12 protein-coding genes are annotated in these 18,931 nt (G+C 53.0%); 7 read left to right on the top strand and 5 right to left on the bottom strand.

All coding sequences use genetic code 11. From position 1 onward, the window contains the following. Positions 1-42: 42 nt before the first annotated feature. The 4 genes from BLP99_RS15755 to BLP99_RS15745 form a co-directional block, all read right to left on the bottom strand. Complete coding sequence (locus BLP99_RS15755) at positions 43-1,533, bottom strand: UvrD-helicase domain-containing protein (protein WP_256327866.1); 1,491 nt, start codon at positions 1,531-1,533, stop codon at positions 43-45. A 72-nt stretch (positions 1,534-1,605) separates the two neighbouring features. After that, on the bottom strand, positions 1,606-2,031 hold the full coding sequence (locus tag BLP99_RS26630) for a UvrD-helicase domain-containing protein (protein WP_256327865.1): 426 nt from the start codon (positions 2,029-2,031) through the stop codon (positions 1,606-1,608). Continuing rightward, entirely contained in the window at positions 2,028-4,094 is a 2,067-nt protein-coding gene (locus tag BLP99_RS15750) for an ATP-dependent nuclease (protein ID WP_256327864.1), read from the bottom strand. The genes BLP99_RS26630 and BLP99_RS15750 overlap by 4 nt, the downstream gene beginning before the upstream one ends. A gap of 259 nt (positions 4,095-4,353) precedes the next feature. Continuing rightward, a complete protein-coding gene (locus BLP99_RS15745) occupies positions 4,354-5,445 on the bottom strand; it encodes a hypothetical protein (RefSeq protein ID WP_256327863.1) in 1,092 nt (363 codons plus the stop codon). Positions 5,446-6,151: 706 nt separating this feature from the next. On the opposite strand from BLP99_RS15745, the gene BLP99_RS15735 reads away from it, so the two are divergent. Further along, entirely contained in the window at positions 6,152-7,258 is a 1,107-nt protein-coding gene (locus tag BLP99_RS15735) for a DUF2971 domain-containing protein (protein WP_092180833.1), read from the top strand. Positions 7,259-7,392: 134 nt separating this feature from the next. Next, positions 7,393-8,616, top strand: a complete 1,224-nt coding sequence (locus tag BLP99_RS15730; protein WP_092180830.1) for a hypothetical protein — start codon at positions 7,393-7,395, stop codon at positions 8,614-8,616. A gap of 745 nt (positions 8,617-9,361) precedes the next feature. Here BLP99_RS15730 and BLP99_RS15725 read toward each other — a convergent pair. Next, entirely contained in the window at positions 9,362-10,750 is a 1,389-nt protein-coding gene (locus BLP99_RS15725) for a hypothetical protein (protein ID WP_092180827.1), read from the bottom strand. Between the two features lie 173 nt (positions 10,751-10,923). Here BLP99_RS15725 and BLP99_RS15720 point away from each other — a divergent pair, with 173 nt between their 5' ends. From BLP99_RS15720 to BLP99_RS15690, 5 genes are all read left to right on the top strand, one after another. Continuing rightward, the gene (locus BLP99_RS15720; protein ID WP_007987547.1) at positions 10,924-11,637 is read left to right on the top strand and encodes an NYN domain-containing protein; all 714 of its coding nucleotides are present in this window, start codon (positions 10,924-10,926) and stop codon (positions 11,635-11,637) included. Between the two features lie 1,507 nt (positions 11,638-13,144). Continuing rightward, positions 13,145-14,842, top strand: a complete 1,698-nt coding sequence (locus tag BLP99_RS15705; RefSeq protein ID WP_176776510.1) for an HAD hydrolase family protein — start codon at positions 13,145-13,147, stop codon at positions 14,840-14,842. A gap of 19 nt (positions 14,843-14,861) precedes the next feature. Then, entirely contained in the window at positions 14,862-15,980 is a 1,119-nt protein-coding gene (locus BLP99_RS15700) for a phosphoribosyltransferase-like protein (RefSeq protein WP_092180815.1), read from the top strand. Further along, positions 15,973-17,871, top strand: coding sequence for a hypothetical protein (locus tag BLP99_RS15695; protein WP_092180812.1), 1,899 nt, complete (start codon positions 15,973-15,975; stop codon positions 17,869-17,871). The genes BLP99_RS15700 and BLP99_RS15695 overlap by 8 nt, the downstream gene beginning before the upstream one ends. Positions 17,872-17,876: 5 nt before the next feature. Further along, a complete protein-coding gene (locus tag BLP99_RS15690; RefSeq protein ID WP_092180809.1) occupies positions 17,877-18,920 on the top strand; it encodes a hypothetical protein in 1,044 nt (347 codons plus the stop codon). The last annotated feature ends 11 nt before the right edge of the window (positions 18,921-18,931 follow it).

Here is an 18,931-nt window from a genome sequence, read left to right as displayed (position 1 = left end):
TGCCCCCAGGGTTAGCAATCAGCCGTGCTTGGACACATGGTTTTAAGCAGTCAGCTCTAAAATCGACCACCCGGCATTCTTGAGCGCTGCCCGCCGCTTTTCGCCTGCGGCTCCCTCCCCCAGTGAGCTCTGACGTATGGCCAGGCACAGCATATGAATCGGCCGGGTCATCCCCACGTACATCAGCATCATGTCCTTCTTAGTGCTCTCTTGGGGACGTTTGGTACCTGCTTTTTTTCCCTCAAGACACGGCATGAGCTTCTGAATGAAGTGGCTGTTCCGGAAAGTCTCCAGAATCAACGTCGCAGCGTGGGTCTTACCCTTTTCCGAATGGATAGATGACATCCGGATATCGACGCCGTCGGCCCCATCCTGGAATCGGTAGGTGTTGACCAGGGATCCTCCGCTCTCTCCGACCTCAGTGGCTGCTGGGGCAGACTCCCAGACAAGGTATTGGCGGCCCGGGAGGTCAACCGTCACACCCTCGGAGTCATAGAGCACGGCTGCCAGCAGCAAGAGTTTCGGGGATATGACCGCGATCCAATCCTGCTGCGTGATTTCAGACGATACGAACAGGATCTGCTGGAGACACTCGCGGTACTGGGCGAAGGTTTTGATCCTAGTCGTGAGCTTTTCCTCCACTGAGGTTTTGTGTCGGCCTCTCAGTCGCACTGAGCTGTTTGGAAACGCCAACTCGCCGAGGTTGATCAGGCACGAGGCCAGCAGTTCAACGGCCGAATACGCTGTGGGCTCCTTCATCGCATAACGCCGGGCGATATGGGCGCCTTCCGCGAACGTGCGGGGCTTGAACGAAGACTTGGTCGTATCAGACCGATAGGCTGGCCAGTAATGCTCCAGGGCCTTTGGGTACTGGTTCGCTTTGAAGTTCTCAAGCCGGTGCACGGCGCCGACGGCGAACACACCAGCCTTGCGCGTATCCGCTGGTAAATGTTTCAGCACCAGCTTGCCGAATTCGTCCAGCACCCCGGTCGCATCCTTGTCTGGGAAAACGATGATCGTGTTAGGGACAGTGTCTGGGGCACGCGGGGCACGAAGGCCTATCAAACCATTTGTGATGGGGACATAGGCAAATGGGTTGGCAATCGATGCAATGGCCTGATCAAAGCGGAAGCTGCTGGCAATCTCCAACTGACGCCCCTGATCGGGAAAGGGATCTAGCAACGGCGTCTTTTTTTCGAAGATTTCCTGGTTTGGATCGCCGACGCGAATGACCCTAACGTCCGGATCATCGTGGGGGAAAACCCGCTGAAGCACGCCAGCCTGGTCAGGCTGAGTGTCCTGCATCTCATCGATCAGGACGCATGGGAAGCGCAGGCGTAATGCGGCACCCACTCCCTCCTCCTGATCGAGTAAGGCGTGGCCCAGAACGAACAACTCGTCGAAGCAGAAGTAGCCGGCCTTGGCTGCGCCACTGAGCGATTTCACCACACTCTTGTAGGTCGCCGTATGTGGTGCAAACCCAATGTCCTCTTCACCGAGCGGCTGGTCGAATTCGGCAGACCGGATCCGCAAGCTGTGAAGGCTTTTGAATTTTTTCTCGAAGGCGGCTTGTGCACCTAAATGTTCGCGGTACGTCAGTTCCCTTCAGCGTGCTTTATGGGTGGCCTCATCGTCAACGGCCTGCAGTGCAATTCCTTTCGAGCGTAACCAAGGCGAGGCCAGGAATCGGCCGGTGAAGCCATGGATGGTGTCGATGTAGTGAGGAAAGCGCAGCAGCCGCTGCCCCACTTCCGTGCCGCCGAGGCGCTTCTCTATCTCCTCCCGTGCGGCATTGGTGTGCGAGAGCACGCAGATCCCCTGGATGCGGCTATTCCAGTGACGGGCTAGGATGGCGAGCTTCGCGACGACTAGGGTCGTCTTCCCACTACCGGGACACGCCGCCACGTCCAGGGTGTCCATGGACTTCAAGAAGTTGCGACGGGGCTCGTCCAGCGCCTCCAGCCCCATCAACTCGATGACCCAGTCCACATCGGCGTCGGTAATGGGGGCAACCAGTTGGCTGAGCGTCATTTGGCGCCCTCTTCCAGCGGATCCGCAGCCCCTGGGGTTGGCGCGGCGGGTAGCATCGTCGGGTGAACCGGACCGGTGGCGGTCAAGGCAGAGCCCCTGGTCGCATATTCAATCGCGTGGACAACATAGGTGGGCAGCAGGCCCCGCAGCTTGGTGGCGTCCAGGGTGTGGTCATCGAAGCGCTGGTCAATAAAGTCGATCAGGTGCTGGGCCGCGATTGCTTTTGACCCCCTGTTGAACAGCTTGTAGATCGCTGAGCAACGGGCTTCCTCGGTGGCATGGGAGGCCTGGATCTTATTGAATGCTGTCTGCGCTTTCTTCAGCAGGCTGGCCTTGGTTTCCGTGCCGCCATCGATCTTCTCCTCATGGATGGCCAAGAACGCGGCATGATGGACTTCCTTCGAGAGCCCATTGAACGCCAGGTCGTATTCGAGCGTCCAGTGGTCGGCCACGAACGTTCGCACACATTGCCCATCACTTTCGGCGCGCTTTTCGCGATGTTCATTGAGGCCCTTTTCAACATCCGCAGGGGTGGATCCAAAGTCTTTCATGGCGCGCCAGCGCCGTTTGGCGATGTCTGGCCACTCTGTACCCTTCACCCCCTTTAGGCCCCGAATCTCGGGCGCGCAGTCCGGCATCACGTCCATGTCGGTGATACATGCCGTGGGCACGGTGATCTCGCCCTTGGAAGTATCCTTGCGCTGCAGGATCTTTGAGTAACGCCGCAGCCCCACACCGCCTACGTTGATGATCGATACGCCGTGTTTGGTGAGATCCCTGCCCAGCCGTCGCGCAAGCGAAGGCAGCAGAATGGCTTCCGCATCGCCTTCTACGACGAGCAAGCCCTTGGCGAAAAACAGGCCCGCCTTGGTCACGTCTAGGAAACGACTGAGAAAGCGATAATCATCAGCTGCCAAGCAGGTCTGTTCCTCTGCGAGCGAGAAGGCCTGTTGCCGCTGCATTAGCACCAGGTTCTGCAAGGGGATTTTCGAACTCAGGTTGGGGCTGTGCGTGGTCAGGATGACTTGAACTGGCCTCAAGCCTGTAGATGGCTGGGCCGCGGCCTCAAGAAACTCCATCAATTGGAGCTGACGCTGCGGGTGCAGATGCGCTTCTGGCTCTTCGATGAGGAGCAACGGAAGTCCGTCAGGCTCCTTACCCAGCAGCAGTAGTTCGCAGGCCATGAACAGCACATTGTTCGAGCCCAGCCCGTAAACACCACGGGCTTCACCTGTGGCGTGATCCAACAGCCCCAACTCCAGGCGCTCCAGGATCTGCTTGAGCTTGGCGGGATCCGTTCCGGCCTCCCCGAAACCGATGCGGCTCGTCAGGGGCTGGCCAGCGAGCGATAGCGGGCGTAGGTACTTGTCGTTGATCTCCTTCTGGGCGGAGACAATGGTGGCGTGGCTGTTCACCAGATGGCGAAGAAAATCGCCCATGCCGGCAATGCTGAGAGCTTCAGCGTCAGCGAGGTCAGCCGGAAGCGCCGCGAGGTCGAATGAACTGCCGGCGTCAATATTGGGGAAACTACTCAGTACCTGGGACAGCCGGGAGTTTCTGCCCGGGGACATCTCTCGCTCTGCGTCGCGCAGCGGTTTCAGGTATGCGGTGGCCAGCAGTTGCCGTACACCCATGTCCAGAGACGGGCCTTCTCCATTTGCACCCGAACGAACCGAGATATCGACCCATTTGCGGGTTGAGGCAGAGGCGACAACGCGGCGGGCTGACCAGTGAACGTACAGCCGCCCCACGCGATCTTTGTAGGTCACGTACTCAGCAAAAGCACCGAGTTCAGGAAGACTCAGTCCTTCCAAGGTACATCTTAGGGTGATGGTCTCCGCCTGTGAGCCATCGTTTGCGATGTGAAAGTCCTCAATCTGCAGGCGAAGATATTCCGCATCCCGGGTTTGCAAAACGTAACGGATTGCATCGATTACGGCGGTTTTACCGGCATCATTTTCACCAACGAGAGCAGTCACCCCTTCATTGAACTGGATATCCAGTGCACGATTGGCATGGCCGAACTGGCGGAAATTCTCGATCCTCAAAGCAGAAAGGTACACAGAGCTGCTCCCATCTTGGTTTATTGCAGGGAGCGATCTCGTCCAGAGCAAATCTGACTGGCGCCACCCCATCCCTGGATGCGCTAGCTATATGCCATGAAAAGCCTGTGTGAGCTACACGATTCGGCCGATTTCTACCTGACCGGCTGAAAGTGAGCAAAAGCCAGCCTTTGGTAGCAGCTGTATAGTTTTCCGCCTCAAGCAAAGTCGCGACATCAGAACTTGTGTGACAGATCGCACAGGTCATACCGCGCCAATCTCAGTCGCTTGGCTCACAGGCCCGGCGCAACCACTCCGCGAAGAGCGGTAAAAACAGCTCGGACTCAGCTATTTGCCACCAAACTTTGTTCTCATCGTTGTCGGTGAACGCCAGCAGATCGTGGGCCAGGAATACTTCAAAGCCGGCCCGTGCGACCTTGTCCTCGGCAGTGAACTCGTAAAGCCCTGCTTGGGCGAGCAGTTTCTTGACGATCAGGGGCAACAGCCAGGTAGAGAAAATGAGGTGATTATGGCGAGGCCAGATGCTTCCCTTCTGACCATTGATGGGGCCATGAGCAGCGGCGTTACGAGCAGCACTGAAATCATGAACCCAGGCGTCGACCGGACGACTGACGTTGCTGTCCCAGTGTTTGCGCCACCAGGACTCGTCCAAATGCCCCTTATGCCAAATCGGCGGGCTCGGGAGCTCGTCGAAGTGTTCGTTGACGGCCCTGCGGAAGGCGGCCTTGTCATGAGGAACGCCCAGCAGCGTGTCCATTGCAACCCTCATCAGAATTAGCTCCGATCGCTCATCCATGGACGGTGCATCGGTGTTGGCTCTGAGGAAAGCCACGATCGCTCCATCGACGCGTTGCTTCAATTCTCCGTCAGGTAGCCTGAGCAGTGCTTCCAACAGTGGAATGTCGAGCGAAATGCGCGCGCGGTTGTCGACGTGGTACGGCCGAATGAATTTAAGCCCCGCACTCCCTGCCAACATGTTCTGCGTTCCGCCGTCACGCCGGCGAGTGGTGATACAGGAGTGAGTCGGTGAACCGACATCAAATCGCTGCGCCACGATCTGGAGTGTGTCCGCGTTGTAGTAACCAGACGATGAGCACAGCGTCCGGCCAGCCAATGCGGAGAATGCGAAATAGGAGCCCTGAACCAATCTCTGCTGCAGCTGGTCATCCGCTGCGTCCAGACCTAGTATGTCATCGTCCCAGATGATGAGCGTCGCTTGATGGATCGGCAGGGAGGGCTGGGAGCCGAATCCCCGGTCGCCGTAGTTCCCAAGGACACCGTCGAAAGCTGCCTGCGGGATGCCCAACAGCTCACCGGGACGCTGTCCCCTTTCGTAAGGGGTCAGGCGCATGTCTGCGATCCGAAGCTCCTCGGAGACTGATGCCCAAGGTAGAAAGAAAACTACCGCCATATCCCCCCGCACGCATGGTTAGAGCACAAACTAGCGACTTGAAGATGCGCTGGTGGCATATTGATTTGCAAGCTGATTAGCTGGGGATTGCTTTCGATGGGAGCCTGCCGATCCGCATGCCTCCGCAGGTGTGTATGGGGGGCAAGTATCATCGCAGACCAAAGCCCATCGGCTCCAACTCCTCGACGAGCTGTTCGCGGCCATGCAGGCTCGAGACGCTCCGCAACCTGTTGATCACTTGCTCTGACCAGCCCGACACCTTATTCAAGACAGGAAGTAAATGGATACGTCAACTCCGCAGGTAGTTCCAATCGCACCGATTGTCGCCATGCATTTCGATGTACTCCATTCGGCCTTCCTTGGTCAATTAGAAATCCGCACTGCTCTAAACAGGCCAACGGGGCCATTCTTTGAGGGTGAAACGCCCCACAGGAACTTCCCGAGTATTCATGACTGATCGATACGCAATTGTACCTATCATTGGCCATCTGGGCTTCGCTGACTAGGCGCTGTACTTACCAACAGTCCCATTCCCTGAACCTAAGGTAGGATTCCCAAAGCGGTGGTCAGAAGACAATCATAACCTATGATGGCATAATGATTCTTCGCTACAAAGCTTGCACATGTGTTTTCAAAGGATTTGAATATGGCCGTATTTAAATATTTCAGGCTTGGCGCTCGCCTAGAGAGCGCAATTCGCTATAACGAATTGTACTTTTCCGCAAGCCATGAGCTGAATGACCCCAATGATCTTATGGGCGTTTACTATTTCGAAGATGATATAGAGCTCTGGTCCAAACTTTTACAGCGCCCGCAAGCTGACGACGCTTGGAACATGAGCCATCATGTTGATGTTCGGGATTTAAAACTTATTACCCAACTGGCAAGCCTTTTCAAGGATGTGAGCTTCAAGTCAACCGCATCAATCTTGGAAGTTATAAGAGCAAAAGAGAGTGAGCTCGCTAAAATCTTTATTTCCGCTCTTTGGCAGGGCGGCGATAAAAACTCAAAATTTGCATTCATTCAAGAAAATTCGGATGAAGCACGTGCTAAAATCTGCATATTAACCTTAACGGCTTTGCTGAGTGGTGGGCATAATAACACATTTTATAGTGTTTCATTTTCCAAGCAGGCGCTTGAGCCGAAGATGTGGGCTCATTACGCAGATGGTTTTAAAGGGTGCGCACTAATTTATGACGATCACGATGGAAAAATTGATCTTCAGGCTCATCCAAGCTCAAAGAAATGGGAAGCGCATAAACTCCTGCCAGTAAGCTATCTGGACTCTGAGAAAGCTATCCCGATCCTTAAAAGCGCTATGGATGGCGTAGCGGCAAAAATCTTTTCACTTATCCAGAAAAATTCATTTTGGGACTACGAAGAGGAATCTAGACTCCTAATTACCAAAACTGATCATCCACGCTTTCTGGCTATGAGGGAGGAAGTCCCAGAGTCACCAATGCAAAGGGTTTTTCATCACGATTACACAACTATCAAAGGAGTGATTTTTGGCCCTCGATGCAACGCAGAGTATAAAAATAAAATTCTATCTGGATTAAGGCATAATAGGTTGCATGCTGGGTGCGAGAAGTTCTTGGCATTTAATACAGAACTAACTAGCAGGGGTACGGTTGAGGTCACAGATGGTGCCGATTACCTCTGCAATCGTCCTGCAGATGGATGGAGTACGCTAAGCGATGTAGAGCTTAGTAATCGATTAAAGACTCTTAACATCGCTCAACCCTCCAAATGATGCTCATACCTAGGTTGTAAACTAGGCACGGCCAATCAGTCAGGTGCGCGCTCTTAACTGAAACGGATAATCGCTACGTTGGGCCTGGCAAAATACCGTGCAGGCCTAGATAGGTATCTCCTGAGGACTCATTTGTGGCTATTAATAGATTACTTCAACTTGAAAACGGAATTGGGCTAAGCAAGGTCGTTGTATGCACAGGGCTGACTACTCCTGCAATCATTCACCCCGTCGTACATGGTGAGCCCGCTCTTACCGCACAAGCATTTTATTATTTGGATCACTTAGACTCCGTTGCCAAGGTTCGATTTGAGACTGAACAAGACGTATTATCTGATGAGAAAATAGAATTCCTGATTGACAATTACCTCTTCGAATATAGCAAAAATCACCCTGAATCTCGCATGAGCTTTAAGGTTTTAGAAGGCAAATTCTGGCAGGATGATGCGCACGACCACTACTTACTTGCAGATCGCGGACTGACAAAAGTTTTTGTTGCAGACGTTTTAAATGACGAGGCTGTGCACTCTATCGAAGCTATTAATCCAGAGGATTCGGTGGACCTTCAAGATTGGGACATAGGGCGAAATTACATTAAAGATTGCTTGTACAGCTACATAGATAAAGTTACTGGCGTGCTAGAGAAAAAGGTAATGGCAATAATAATGCCGAGCGCCGGCCGCGATGGTTGCATGGGGAAAATGAGGGTGGTAAAACCTGAATTGAGCTTACTTGACTATGACTCAGCCATGGCGCTTGCCAATATATCCCTTAGTCAAATATCTGAGCAGGCAAAATCGGCTTCCTTAGGTTGGCGCGGTGACCACTCTCTCCCAGTTGAGCGTATTGTTGCGACAAAGTTCCACAACCCCGTCATGCTGTCACACTACTTTTCAGGCTTGCATGAATTAAACGCACTTAAGAGCTTTGTGGGGTTCTACAACGTACTGGAATACTATTTTGAAGAAGCCCCTCGTATCCTTGGAGAAGATGCTCGTTCAGAAAAACTCCAGTTAGAATGCGTAGTGAAACTGCTACTCACAGATCAGGAAATCATCGGATTCATTGGGAGCCTAGGCGTTGAAGAAAACACCTTCATCAAATCTGACCTGCCAACATCTTCAGGCATCAAAATTAGTAAGTATGATGCCACCGCAGGCGCAGGTAAAGACCTAGCTCGCTGGCTTTACGAAATTCGATGCGCAGTAGTACATTCAAAGAAGACCCGTAAAGGGCAACTAACGCCAACGTTCGAGCCTTACACTGCTGAATCCCAATCACTAAGAAGGATTTCTCCAGTCATACGCTGGCTTGCTGTAAAGTGCATCGAAAAGGACGGTACTTTGAATTCTTATTGAGCACTAGCTAGGATTGGCACCACAACCGTCTACAGCCCAGCGTAGCGCTTTCTCAAACCCACACGATCGGGCTCACAGGCTGGACTATGTAATAGCACTGGTGAACTCGATCAGGCTCCGGAAGCGCCCTGCTCCCTTGCGATCCAGGGTGATGTCCCACGATTAAAAATGAGCGTGGCCCATGAGTACGGAACGACTAACGATCACAGTACTAGCTATCGGACAACGATACCATGGGCTGCCAGGTCATTTACCAATATCGTCCGGCGCAGTACCCCTGGAATCTTAAGACGTCTCGGTATGCATAATAGAGCGCGCCGGGGATAAACAACAGCTCCAGAACATAACTGTGTCAATAATTATTCTGCCAAGAACTGCCCCAGCGCCATTAAAATCCCTTTCAGAATACTAGACCTTGCGACCTGTTTAATATCGTAAAGGCCATACTCTACCTTGCCGTTGGCTCTCTCAACAGCAATAAGGATAATGGGCCTTTTGCCAAGGTGCTTATAATGTCAAGTGCGATGGCTGCCCATATCAAGTGCCCCATCCCTTTCCAAGCAATCGACTATGACAACTTCTTTGAAGTGAAAAGTTTTACCGTTTGAACAGGTCCGCTTCCCTAGAGATCTCTGAGCCTCAGAATTGAGGCTTTGGAAGGTGCCGTGAGCCACCAGCTCAGGGACAAACCATATCCGCCACACGCTCGGTTTTGCTGATACTGTCCTTTTCCGGAAGCGTTTTTCTACCCGTAAAAATCACGAGCCTCCGCCCAACCCGGTATCGGCTCGGAAATTATTTCACCCGGATCAAGGTCGCTAAGTTCGACCTCTGCCAGTTGATCAATATTAAATATGCGGGATCGCTCCCTTACAAACCATGAAATCGACAAAAACTCGGTGGAGACACGCTGAAACAAGCACTCACTAATTCTATAGGCGCCCTTCATAAGATCGTTCGGATCGACGCAGATTTGCATAGCGTGGGTGCCATCCATGAGCCAGACGCAGTGAACCCCTTGGTCTCTGAATAACCGTTTGGTGATTTCCAGATCGGTCAGGACAACAACCGCGATGGCTTCCTGCATGAATAAGACTGCGTTCTGCGGCAGCATGGACAACGTGAATGGGTATGCTGGAAGCCAGGAGATATCGGGCCCCAATGGCATCACCCATGTTGAGGGCGTACTCCAAATGTCGATCTCTTTCATGACCCGTTCTGGATTTTCTTCCAAGGCCGTGTGGTAACAGATATAGCGGAGCCCCGGCTCAGGTGACTCACTCCAGAATCCAGAAACTAACGCCTGGTGCATACCTACGTTGAGGAACTCTCTGTGATCAACCTCATCAATGACACCCTCTGTGCGAATGACTCGCTTCATTCCCCGGAAGTCTTTGGCCTCGTCTTTTTTATAGAAGTTGGTAATCAGATTTAATTGCTCAGCCTGTCTGGCAACCCTGCTCCCTGTGAGCCTTGATGATTTCAGCTCTAGGGGGAATGGATCCGGGCCTGCTAGCGCGCAGAGGTCGCCGTGTCGAATGATATTGGTCAAATCGGACATGACGACGGGAACACCCATCCCTATCCCTTTCTGGAGCATTGCATATTCGTGCCCGAAACCCTCCTTACCATAGAGAGCACCGGCAGTCGGCTTGACCGCGTACTGATCGTCGTACAATAGGTGCCTTAGGGCGTGCTGGCTCTGATACACGGAGGCGATCCCATCACCGAAGCATCGCCATAAAAAGGCTAGATGACGGACTTCCTTAATCCTCCCCATGATGCCCTTTCGGAGTCTCTTGAGCATGCTGGAGCGAGCCTTGATCGCTTGGCCGCCCGATCGAAACTCTGGCTTTGCCAAGATGCGTGGGATGCGTTGCTGGGCTTTCTGAAGGCGAGCAATACGGATGTCACATTCTGCAATTTTGAAGATGAGTACCTGTTGAAGACCCAGCACAACATCGAGTTTATCTCTGTCCGCGTTGATGTTTGCAAGGAGAGTTGCGGCCAGTTCCAAGCCACGCCGTTCGCGGGGAAATCGAATGAACAAAGACTTTGCCACTTTGTCGTCAATGGCAAATTCGACACGAGTTAGCTGATCGAGGCTGATTTTCAGCTGGTTTGACTCATCCATTTCAGTGCCCCCTGATCTTGTGCTCCTTTGATGCCGCTTAGTCTAGACGTTTTTGTTCAGTAGGACTTCAACTCCGAGGTATCCGCCAAAGAGACGGCAAGATCTAAGTAGACGCCTCGGCGATTCTGCATCTAATATCTGGCAACAAGCCATCATTCGAAAAGGAAATCACCTTGGCCTTACCTGACTCTCTTCGTCTCGCCGTACTCATCGATGCTGATAACGCGAGCTCGTCCGTCGTCAAAGAGCTCCTGGAGGAAGTAGCGAAATACGGTACCGCTACGATCAAACGTGCTTACGGCGACTGGACAACTCAAAACTTGGTTGGCTGGAAGAACCATCTGCACAAGCACGCCATCCAACCAATGCAGCAGTTCGCATACACCCAAGGAAAAAACTCCACCGACTCAGCCTTCATCATCGACGCCATGGATCTGCTGTATGCCGGCAACGTGGATGGGTTCTGCATCGTCTCAAGCGACAGTGATTTCACGCGCCTGGCAACCCGGCTGCGGGAGGCGGGCAAGAAAGTCTACGGGCTCGGCGAACGCAAAACGCCGGAGGCATTCATCGGCGCCTGCGACAAATTCATTTTCTTCGAAGTGTTGAAAAAACCTGCCCAAGATGAAGCACCGTTGGCCATGGATAACCTCCCTGACCTTAAAGAGATCCTCAGCCAAGCCATTGAAGAAAAGGCTCGAGATCACGGCTGGGCGCCGCTGGGAGCAGTAGGTGGCTACATCTCCAAAAATCATACCTCTTTCGATGCCCGGAACTATGGCTTCGCCAAGCTGGGGGCGCTTGTACGTGCTCAGGACTACATCGAAATAAAAGAAATACCGGATGGGGAAATCACTCACATCCACGTTCGGCTGAATAATCAATAGCCTCAGTCTCCATATCGGAATACCGCCCAGTGAAACTGATCTCCACCAACACAGCACTCAAATCCAATCTGCTGAGACTGATCAACAGTTACGACCATATCAGCTTCGGCACCGCATGGGCGTCTACCGGAACGGACGTGTTCACAGCGTTGGTGAAGGCAAAGTCCAAGATAGCTACCGGAGTGATAGGCACACATTTCTACCAGACCCACCCCGATGTTCTTGATGAATTTGTAGAGTTCGACCAAGTCAGATTCGTTCTGCAACCTCGGGGGGGGCCACCCCAAAGTGTTTGCTTTCTGGACAGACGACAGTTGGGAGGTCTTGATTGGCAGTGCGAACCTCACGGCAGGAGCAATCAACAAAAACACGGAGTTGACCACCCTCCTCACCTATAAGGACGGTGCGCCTGAACTACTGCATGATGTTTTAGAGATCATTGAGAGCTACGGAGGCAGGAGCATTGTCCAGGAGGACGCTGAAAGCCACCGCAGGATCTGGAAAATCAAGGCGCGGCTCAGGGAAAAAGTTGAGGGTACCTATGGAGGGGGCCCTGCCTCCAAGCCCGAGGTTGAGTCGCTAGTGATGACGGTGGATTGGCCGACTTTCTACGCTGCGATTCAAAAGGACATAATCCACGGTTTCAAGGATCGCCTAGCCATGTTGGAACAGGTCGCCAGTCATTTTACGAGTGCGCAGCACTCCAATGACATCCCATTGCAGGCGCGCCTTGGAATTGCTGTGTCCCCATACCTAACCAGGCTTCTAGCGGCACGATCCTAGTTTCTTCCCATGCGTTCTGGTGAGGAACAACCTGCGCTCCAGGTAGCGTCTCAAGCTTTCCCGGAACTGTTCGTGTTCCGCCTCGAAGTGTCGGTGCTGCGCAGTCATCGCGTGCTCATCAAAAAAGTACAATGCAGCGGTTAGGCCTTCACAGCTGAACCCTCTCAATGACAGTAGTGAGCGCATTTTGGGGGCGCAGCGAGATAACGGCCATTGCAGAGCGCCTAAGGCACACCGGATGGCGCTGGCCTTGAGGCACAGCGCCGGCTCCAGGTTTTCAGCGTGGCCTCTAGCCTTGGAACTGGCTGAATCGCGCTCCAATAGTTTCAAGTGGCAGCTTGAGGCCATTGGCAAGGTAAGAGAGAGTACGCTAGAAGCCTGCAAGCATTATGACTTCCAGAATCTGATCATTGTTGAAATGCTTGCTCAATAATGCCATTGCTCAAACGCCTAAAGAAAGGCAAGGTGCCACTACGTGCGGCATGATCAACGAGCAAGGAAGGAGTTGCAGGTGGGAAAACCATATCATGCGGAGTTGGATGCTATTCATGCTACCTATTCGTGGGCAACACAGCAGGATGTGTTACGACTCCATCGGTACTTGAGTAGATGGACCGGTGAATATGCATGTTTCATCGGATCTGGCGGCTCTTACTCAGCAGCGTTCGCAGCCGCTGAGTTGAGGGAAATCGCGCATGGCTCCCCTACCCGTGCACTGACCCCAATGGAACTGTCGGCCAAGGCTAGGTTCACTCCTACCTCAAAGGTCATGCTGCTTTCAGCCGAGGGGCGCAATCCAGATGTTCTGGCTGCAGCGACCTACGCGATGCAGTCTGATATGACTTGTGCGGCGCTAACGCTTACGAAAGACAATCCGCTCACCAGGCGCGCTATAGAGAACCGGGCAACACGAATTTTTTCTTATGAGATGCCATGGAGGAAAGACGGCTACTTGGCAACGAATAGCCTGATCGCGACCGTTTTGTTGCTACACAGGGCTCTCTTTCCTGAAGGCACAGGAAGCGAGTTTCTTGCGCAGCTGTTCGATGCGGAGGTTTTGCTCCAGTACCGCAATCAGTGGCGTGCGAACACCACGATGAAGACGATGGGTGGGCGAAACTTCATCGTTCTTCACGACCCGATGACCAAGTCTTTTGCCATCGACCTGGAATCCAAACTCTCCGAGTCCGCAGTCGCCAAGGTTGAAATTGCCGATTACCGGCAGTTCGCTCATGGTCGACACCTGCAACTGGCAGATGGCGCCGCCGGCACCGCAGTCATTGCTGCTTTCAGCCGGGATTCCAAGGATCTGGCGGAAGCGACCCTGGGGCTTTTCCCATCGAATGTATTGACCTTCAAACTTGAGATTCCTGGTGAGGAACCAAATGAATTGGTGGTCGCCGGGCTGGTGATGGCAACACTCCTAACCGAGACGATCGCCAGTGCAGTGGGTCGGGACCCCGGGCAGCCAACGGTTCCAACCTTTGGCCGGGAGATTTATCGACTGGATAGCAGCCAGCACTTTCGCGGTTGGGGTCAATCAGAAAATCGATATTCGCTGGCGGCTCGGCGAAAGTTCGATCATCGCAACGTCTCAGCAGACGAAATGGACACAGCCGAGAATGCGGCAAAAGTCTATGAGGGTAAGCTGCAGGCCGCCGTCTACAAGGCGATCATCAGTGATTTCGACGGTACTTTATGCAATGCAGAAGACCGCTACAGCGGCATGTGCCCGCACATTGCAAAGCGGATTCTTCAGCTTATCGATAATGGCCTGATCTTCTCGATCGCCTCGGGTAGGGGCGGATCCTTGCGCAAGGATCTTGTTAAGGCATTACCGCCGGAGTATCACAAAGCGATATGGGTCGGTTATTACGGCGGCTCGTTGATTCAACCCCTTGATGCAGAGGTCGAGCATCCGCCCCCCAACCCGGTGTTCGAAGATCTTTTAGGCTGGCTCAAGACCACCGCGTACTACCCCCGGCTGGAAAATTCTAAAAAATCCAGGGGTGGGCAATTGACCATCACGGTTTCCAGCCCAGAAGAGTCTAGAAAACTGCGTCTGGCTTTACGCACCCGCCTCAATGCAGAAGGGCTCGGAAACTGGAAAGTGTTTTGCTCAGGTCACTCGATCGATGTCTTGGATGGCGACACGAGCAAGAATAAAGTGGTAAAGGCGATTGGGGAGAAATTTGGCTTCGACCCACTTACCCAGGTTTTACGTCTTGGGGATAGTGGTGATGAGGAAGGGAACGACTACGACTTGTTGAGCCAAGGCTGCAGCCTAAGCGCTGACCGTGTGTCTGCATCGTTGACCTCCTGCTGGAATTTCGCCTCCCCAGGTTCGAGCCAAGCCGGTGCGACCCAACAGTATCTGGATTACTTGCAGAAAACTGACGAAGGATTTTGGCTTCGTTTCTAATCTCCAAGGAAGGTGTTACTTGAAGAGTAAAATTGCCCTGAGGTTGTTAGCTGAACAGCTGGACTGGAGTGACGAGGAGGCAACGGAAGAGTTCTCTGCACTTCAGTTGATGATCACCCACAAGTACGATGGCTATCAGGGGTTTCAGCCGGCCTCGCGCTTCCATGTCGCCCTACTGAATTGGTTAAGCCAATTTCAGGACGTCGCACAAAGGCGTGTCGCGTTCAGCATTATCAAAGAGCGTCTGGTCTACATCACGCAGCGCGAGATGCATCACTTGGTGAGTCTGATGATGCCGGAGCTAGACAGACTCATGCGCAAGCAAATTGCGAAGGAGTTAGGCGTTCAGTTCTACGAAACGTGGACTGATCCGGCCGCTGGTCGGCGACTTTGCCTTCTTCGACGTCGAACACTCTTTGTAGGGTTAAGCGATGGTGCGCGTATCGATGTCTTCCGTCGCTACAACGAGGGCAAGATTTCCAACGAGCAAGTCGTTCCCTTCAGCGAAATGTCCAGCCAGAAATGGAAGAGCCTTATCAAGGAACTCAGAGAGTGGTTGGACAAGTACGACTATCAAGACGAACCTGCTTCGTTTGAAGCAGTATGCCTAGTGGACGACTTTTCAGGCTCGGGCGACTCCCTGCTCCGGTTTGACGATGAAGATCAGATCTGGAAAGGCAAAATAAGTAAGTTCTATGATGTCAATCGCGAAAAGATCGGCGACATTCTTGCGGAAAAATGCCGCCTCTATGCGCACCACCACTTGGCATCGTTCCAGGCTGAGCAGGCGATCAATGATCGGCTAGCACGGTTCGGTGGAGACCATCCGGAGTTCAGCTACAACGCCACATTTTCTTACGTGCTCCCGCAAAGCATTGTGGTTGATGATCAAACTCTCCCGCCAGAGCTGATCGACCTCATCAAATGCCACTACAACAAAGGCATTCAAGATAACCATGTTGGGGACAACATATGGTTTGGCTATAGCGATTGCGGTTTGCCTTTGGTGCTCGAACACAACACACCGAATAATTCAATTGCCTTGCTCTGGGCTGACTCAACCGGGAGTGAATTTACTGAGCAGCACAAAATGAAACCCCTATTCGCTCGACGCAAACGGCACTCGACCAATGGATAATCCGTTTAAGAAGCGCGCCACTGAGTACGTGGCAGAACCCAGTACTTTGCTACCCCTGGTTAGCCACACTCCGCTACTTGAGTTCTTCTCGCTTGATGGCGTTGAGTTGCTGGAAAAACTCAGCATCGTTGTGGGAACACCAGGATGCGGCAAAACCACGATCGCCCGAGTCATCGAATTTGACTCCCTGGCAACACTCGCTCGTGACCCAGTTGAGATCAACAAGGAGCTAGCTGTAGCGCTTACGCAACTCAGCATCCTGAAGGATGGGACGCCGTCCCTGTTGGCTTATCGCTTACCGATGACCACAAACTTTCGCAGCATCTGGGATCTTCCGTATTCAGAATCCATCCGGGCGACATTGCTCCGTGCTTATGTGCAGTCCAAGGCGGTTTTGGGTTGGTTCCGACAGCTTGAGACTGTCGAAGAGCTAGACATCGAGCAAATCGAGATTGTTACAGGCAGCGATTCAGAGTCCGCGCGTCAAGTCCTTAAGGCCGATTCGCCCAGTGATTTTCGAGAATACGCGCGGAGAATCGAGCTCGCGGTATTCAAAGTGATCACTGCACTTGTAGCGCCCAGCGAGCAGGACCTGGCAGAAATCATCAATGAATCATATGACGTCTTTGAATACATAGAGCGAATCAGGGTGAGGAACTGGATTGTTGGCACGCCGGGTGAGTATGTCGATCTACTGCCGATGGCCATCGTCGACGATGCCCACGAACTGCACCCTCTCCAATTTGCTCAGCTACGAGACTGGCTGAAGCGCCGCAACATCAATATCGGCCGCTGGGTGATGTGCCGTCCGGATGTCGTATCTCCTGAGGATTATCGAGATGCGATGGCCAAGGAGGTGATAGAAGATGGCGAGCAACGACCAGGCACAACAGGTGGACGAGACTACATTCTTAGGTTGATGCAACCAAGCAACCGCAGCGCCAAGCGTTTTTTGGTTGTCGCTCGAGATATCAGCAGTCGGTATCTCAACGGCATAAATGAGCTATCCCGCCGTTCGATCAAGACACTCCCTAATATTCTTGATCACAACAACGTGTCTTTGACTGCGTCTCAGCTTGAGCAGCTGCGCAAGAGCGTGGTGGAGTTCCAGCAGGAGTCGAGGCTTTCTAAAACGGTAATCGACTCATTACGTGCTCGAATTCCAGAGACAACCCAACCTGACGAGGCTCTAGCAGCCCTCCGGATTCTACTCAGGCGCGAATGGAATAAGACCCCTCAGCTTGGCCTGCTGGATGACGATCCAACAGATGAACCGCTGACAGGTGATCGCACCGTCAGCCCTGCTCTGCTCGAGGGTGCTCGCTTGCAGTTGTTCCATGAGTTTGGTCGGCCGTATTACTTCGGCATGGACAAACTCGCAGAGGCTAGTAACAACAACATTGAGCAGTTCATTCGCCTGTCTGGATCCCTCATCGACGAGCTGATTGTCCGTGTCGTTAGAAACAGGAAGCCAGAGCTTTCAGCCAAGCTTCAACATGATGCTTTACGAAAGCTCTCACTGAAGATCATGGACGAATGGGACTTCCCTTATCACGCTTTGGTCAAAGACCTTCTGGCCGGCATGGCGAAGCGCTGTTTGGATCGGACGCTACTGCCCAACGCCCCCCTCGACCATGGCGCCAATGCCATTGGTATTCCTCAGGAAGAAATGGACAAGGTGCTCGCTCGGTCTGAGCGCCTTACCCGTGTTCTTCACTTTGCGTTTGCCTATAAGGCCTTGGTGTTCGTCCCACAATACAAATGCAAAGGGCGGGTTTGGTGCCTCCTGGAGATCGGAGCTATTCCGAGCATCGCCTATGGTTTGACCCTGCGCCGCGGTGGCTTCATTGAGGACACTCTCTCTGGCCTGCAGTCGCTGCTTAAGGAGTAAGCATTATGAATTTAATTACTCACAAGGACACCGAGGAGTGTAACGCGTTTTTCAACGGCTACTTCAGTCTGCCCAAAAAAGCGCTTTTTGTGGGTACGCTGGGCTTCAACGACGCGTGCCTGTACTTCCCGAGGATGATCTGCGATCTGGAGTGTTTTGACTTTCTCTTCTTGATCGAAGAGCGCCCGGAGGTTTCGCCGGTCCTTGAGCAGTCTGCAGAGCAAAATAGGCAGGAGCTGATGAAAATGCTGAGCCAGCACAAGCTCAGCTTCGAATCAATCCCTATTATCGCGGATGACACAGCTAGTACAGCCGGCAGGAATGCCGCCTCGACCTTTGATAAATGGCTGGCAAGCGGCTATACCGACGTGATTGTGGATGCGACCACCATGTCCCGGGGCGTGTGTTTCCCCTTGGTGAAGCAAGCATACGAGAGTAAGACCAGCGCTCATGTAGTGATCGCTGATCGTGTCGCCTCTCCGCTGAAGACCACTGCCATGTACACCGACTCGCCGCAGTACATGCATGGCTTCCAGGCAGATATGGACACCGATAAGGTCAAAGACGCGATCAAGCTTTGGATCCCCCAGCTTTCCGAGAACAACCATGACTCACTGGAGCGCATTTTTCGTAAGGAACGCCCAGATGAGGTTGCCCCCATTCTCCCCTTCCCCGCAGTGAATCCTCGCCGTGGCGATGAACTTCTGCGCGAATTTCATGACCTGATTCTTTCAGATTGGGACGTGAACCTGCTGGACATCATCTATGCACACGAGTCAGATCCGACGGATGTGTTCGAGACGATCAGGCGCATTCACTGTGGTCGAGAAGTGGCTCTGGATGGCTTCCAAAAAACACCGCCACGTACCATTTTGTCGCCCAGCGGCAGCAAGATGGGCAGCCTGGGCATGCTTTTTGCGGCCATAGCGCTTGATCTTCCAGTGGTATACTCGGAGACTATGGGATATAGGTGTGAACAGCAAATAGTCCCGCCGGTCTCAACAGAGATGCCAGACCGCATGTGGCACGCTTGGTTACGCCATCTGTAAGGGTTCCCCAG

The sequence above is a fragment of the Pseudomonas sp. NFACC32-1 genome (genome assembly GCF_900101215.1).
Lineage (GTDB): Bacteria > Pseudomonadota > Gammaproteobacteria > Pseudomonadales > Pseudomonadaceae > Aquipseudomonas.
The sequence above is the reverse complement of the archived record's forward strand: the minus strand, read 5'-3'. Positions and strand labels throughout refer to the sequence as shown.

Bases quoted from the DNA above. Each gene is read 5' to 3' on its own strand.
- BLP99_RS26630 (WP_256327865.1), bottom strand. From the start codon at position 2,031: ATGACGCTCAGCCAACTGGTTGCCCCCATTACCGACGCCGATGTGGAC.
- BLP99_RS15690 (WP_092180809.1), top strand. From the start codon at position 17,877: ATGAATTTAATTACTCACAAGGACACCGAGGAGTGTAACGCGTTTTTC.
- BLP99_RS15735 (WP_092180833.1), top strand. From the start codon at position 6,152: ATGGCCGTATTTAAATATTTCAGGCTTGGCGCTCGCCTAGAGAGCGCA.
- BLP99_RS15695 (WP_092180812.1), top strand. From the start codon at position 15,973: ATGGATAATCCGTTTAAGAAGCGCGCCACTGAGTACGTGGCAGAACCC.
- BLP99_RS15745 (WP_256327863.1), bottom strand. From the start codon at position 5,445: ATGCGCCTGACCCCTTACGAAAGGGGACAGCGTCCCGGTGAGCTGTTG.
- BLP99_RS15705 (WP_176776510.1), top strand. From the start codon at position 13,145: ATGGAACTGTCGGCCAAGGCTAGGTTCACTCCTACCTCAAAGGTCATG.
- BLP99_RS15725 (WP_092180827.1), bottom strand. From the start codon at position 10,750: ATGGATGAGTCAAACCAGCTGAAAATCAGCCTCGATCAGCTAACTCGT.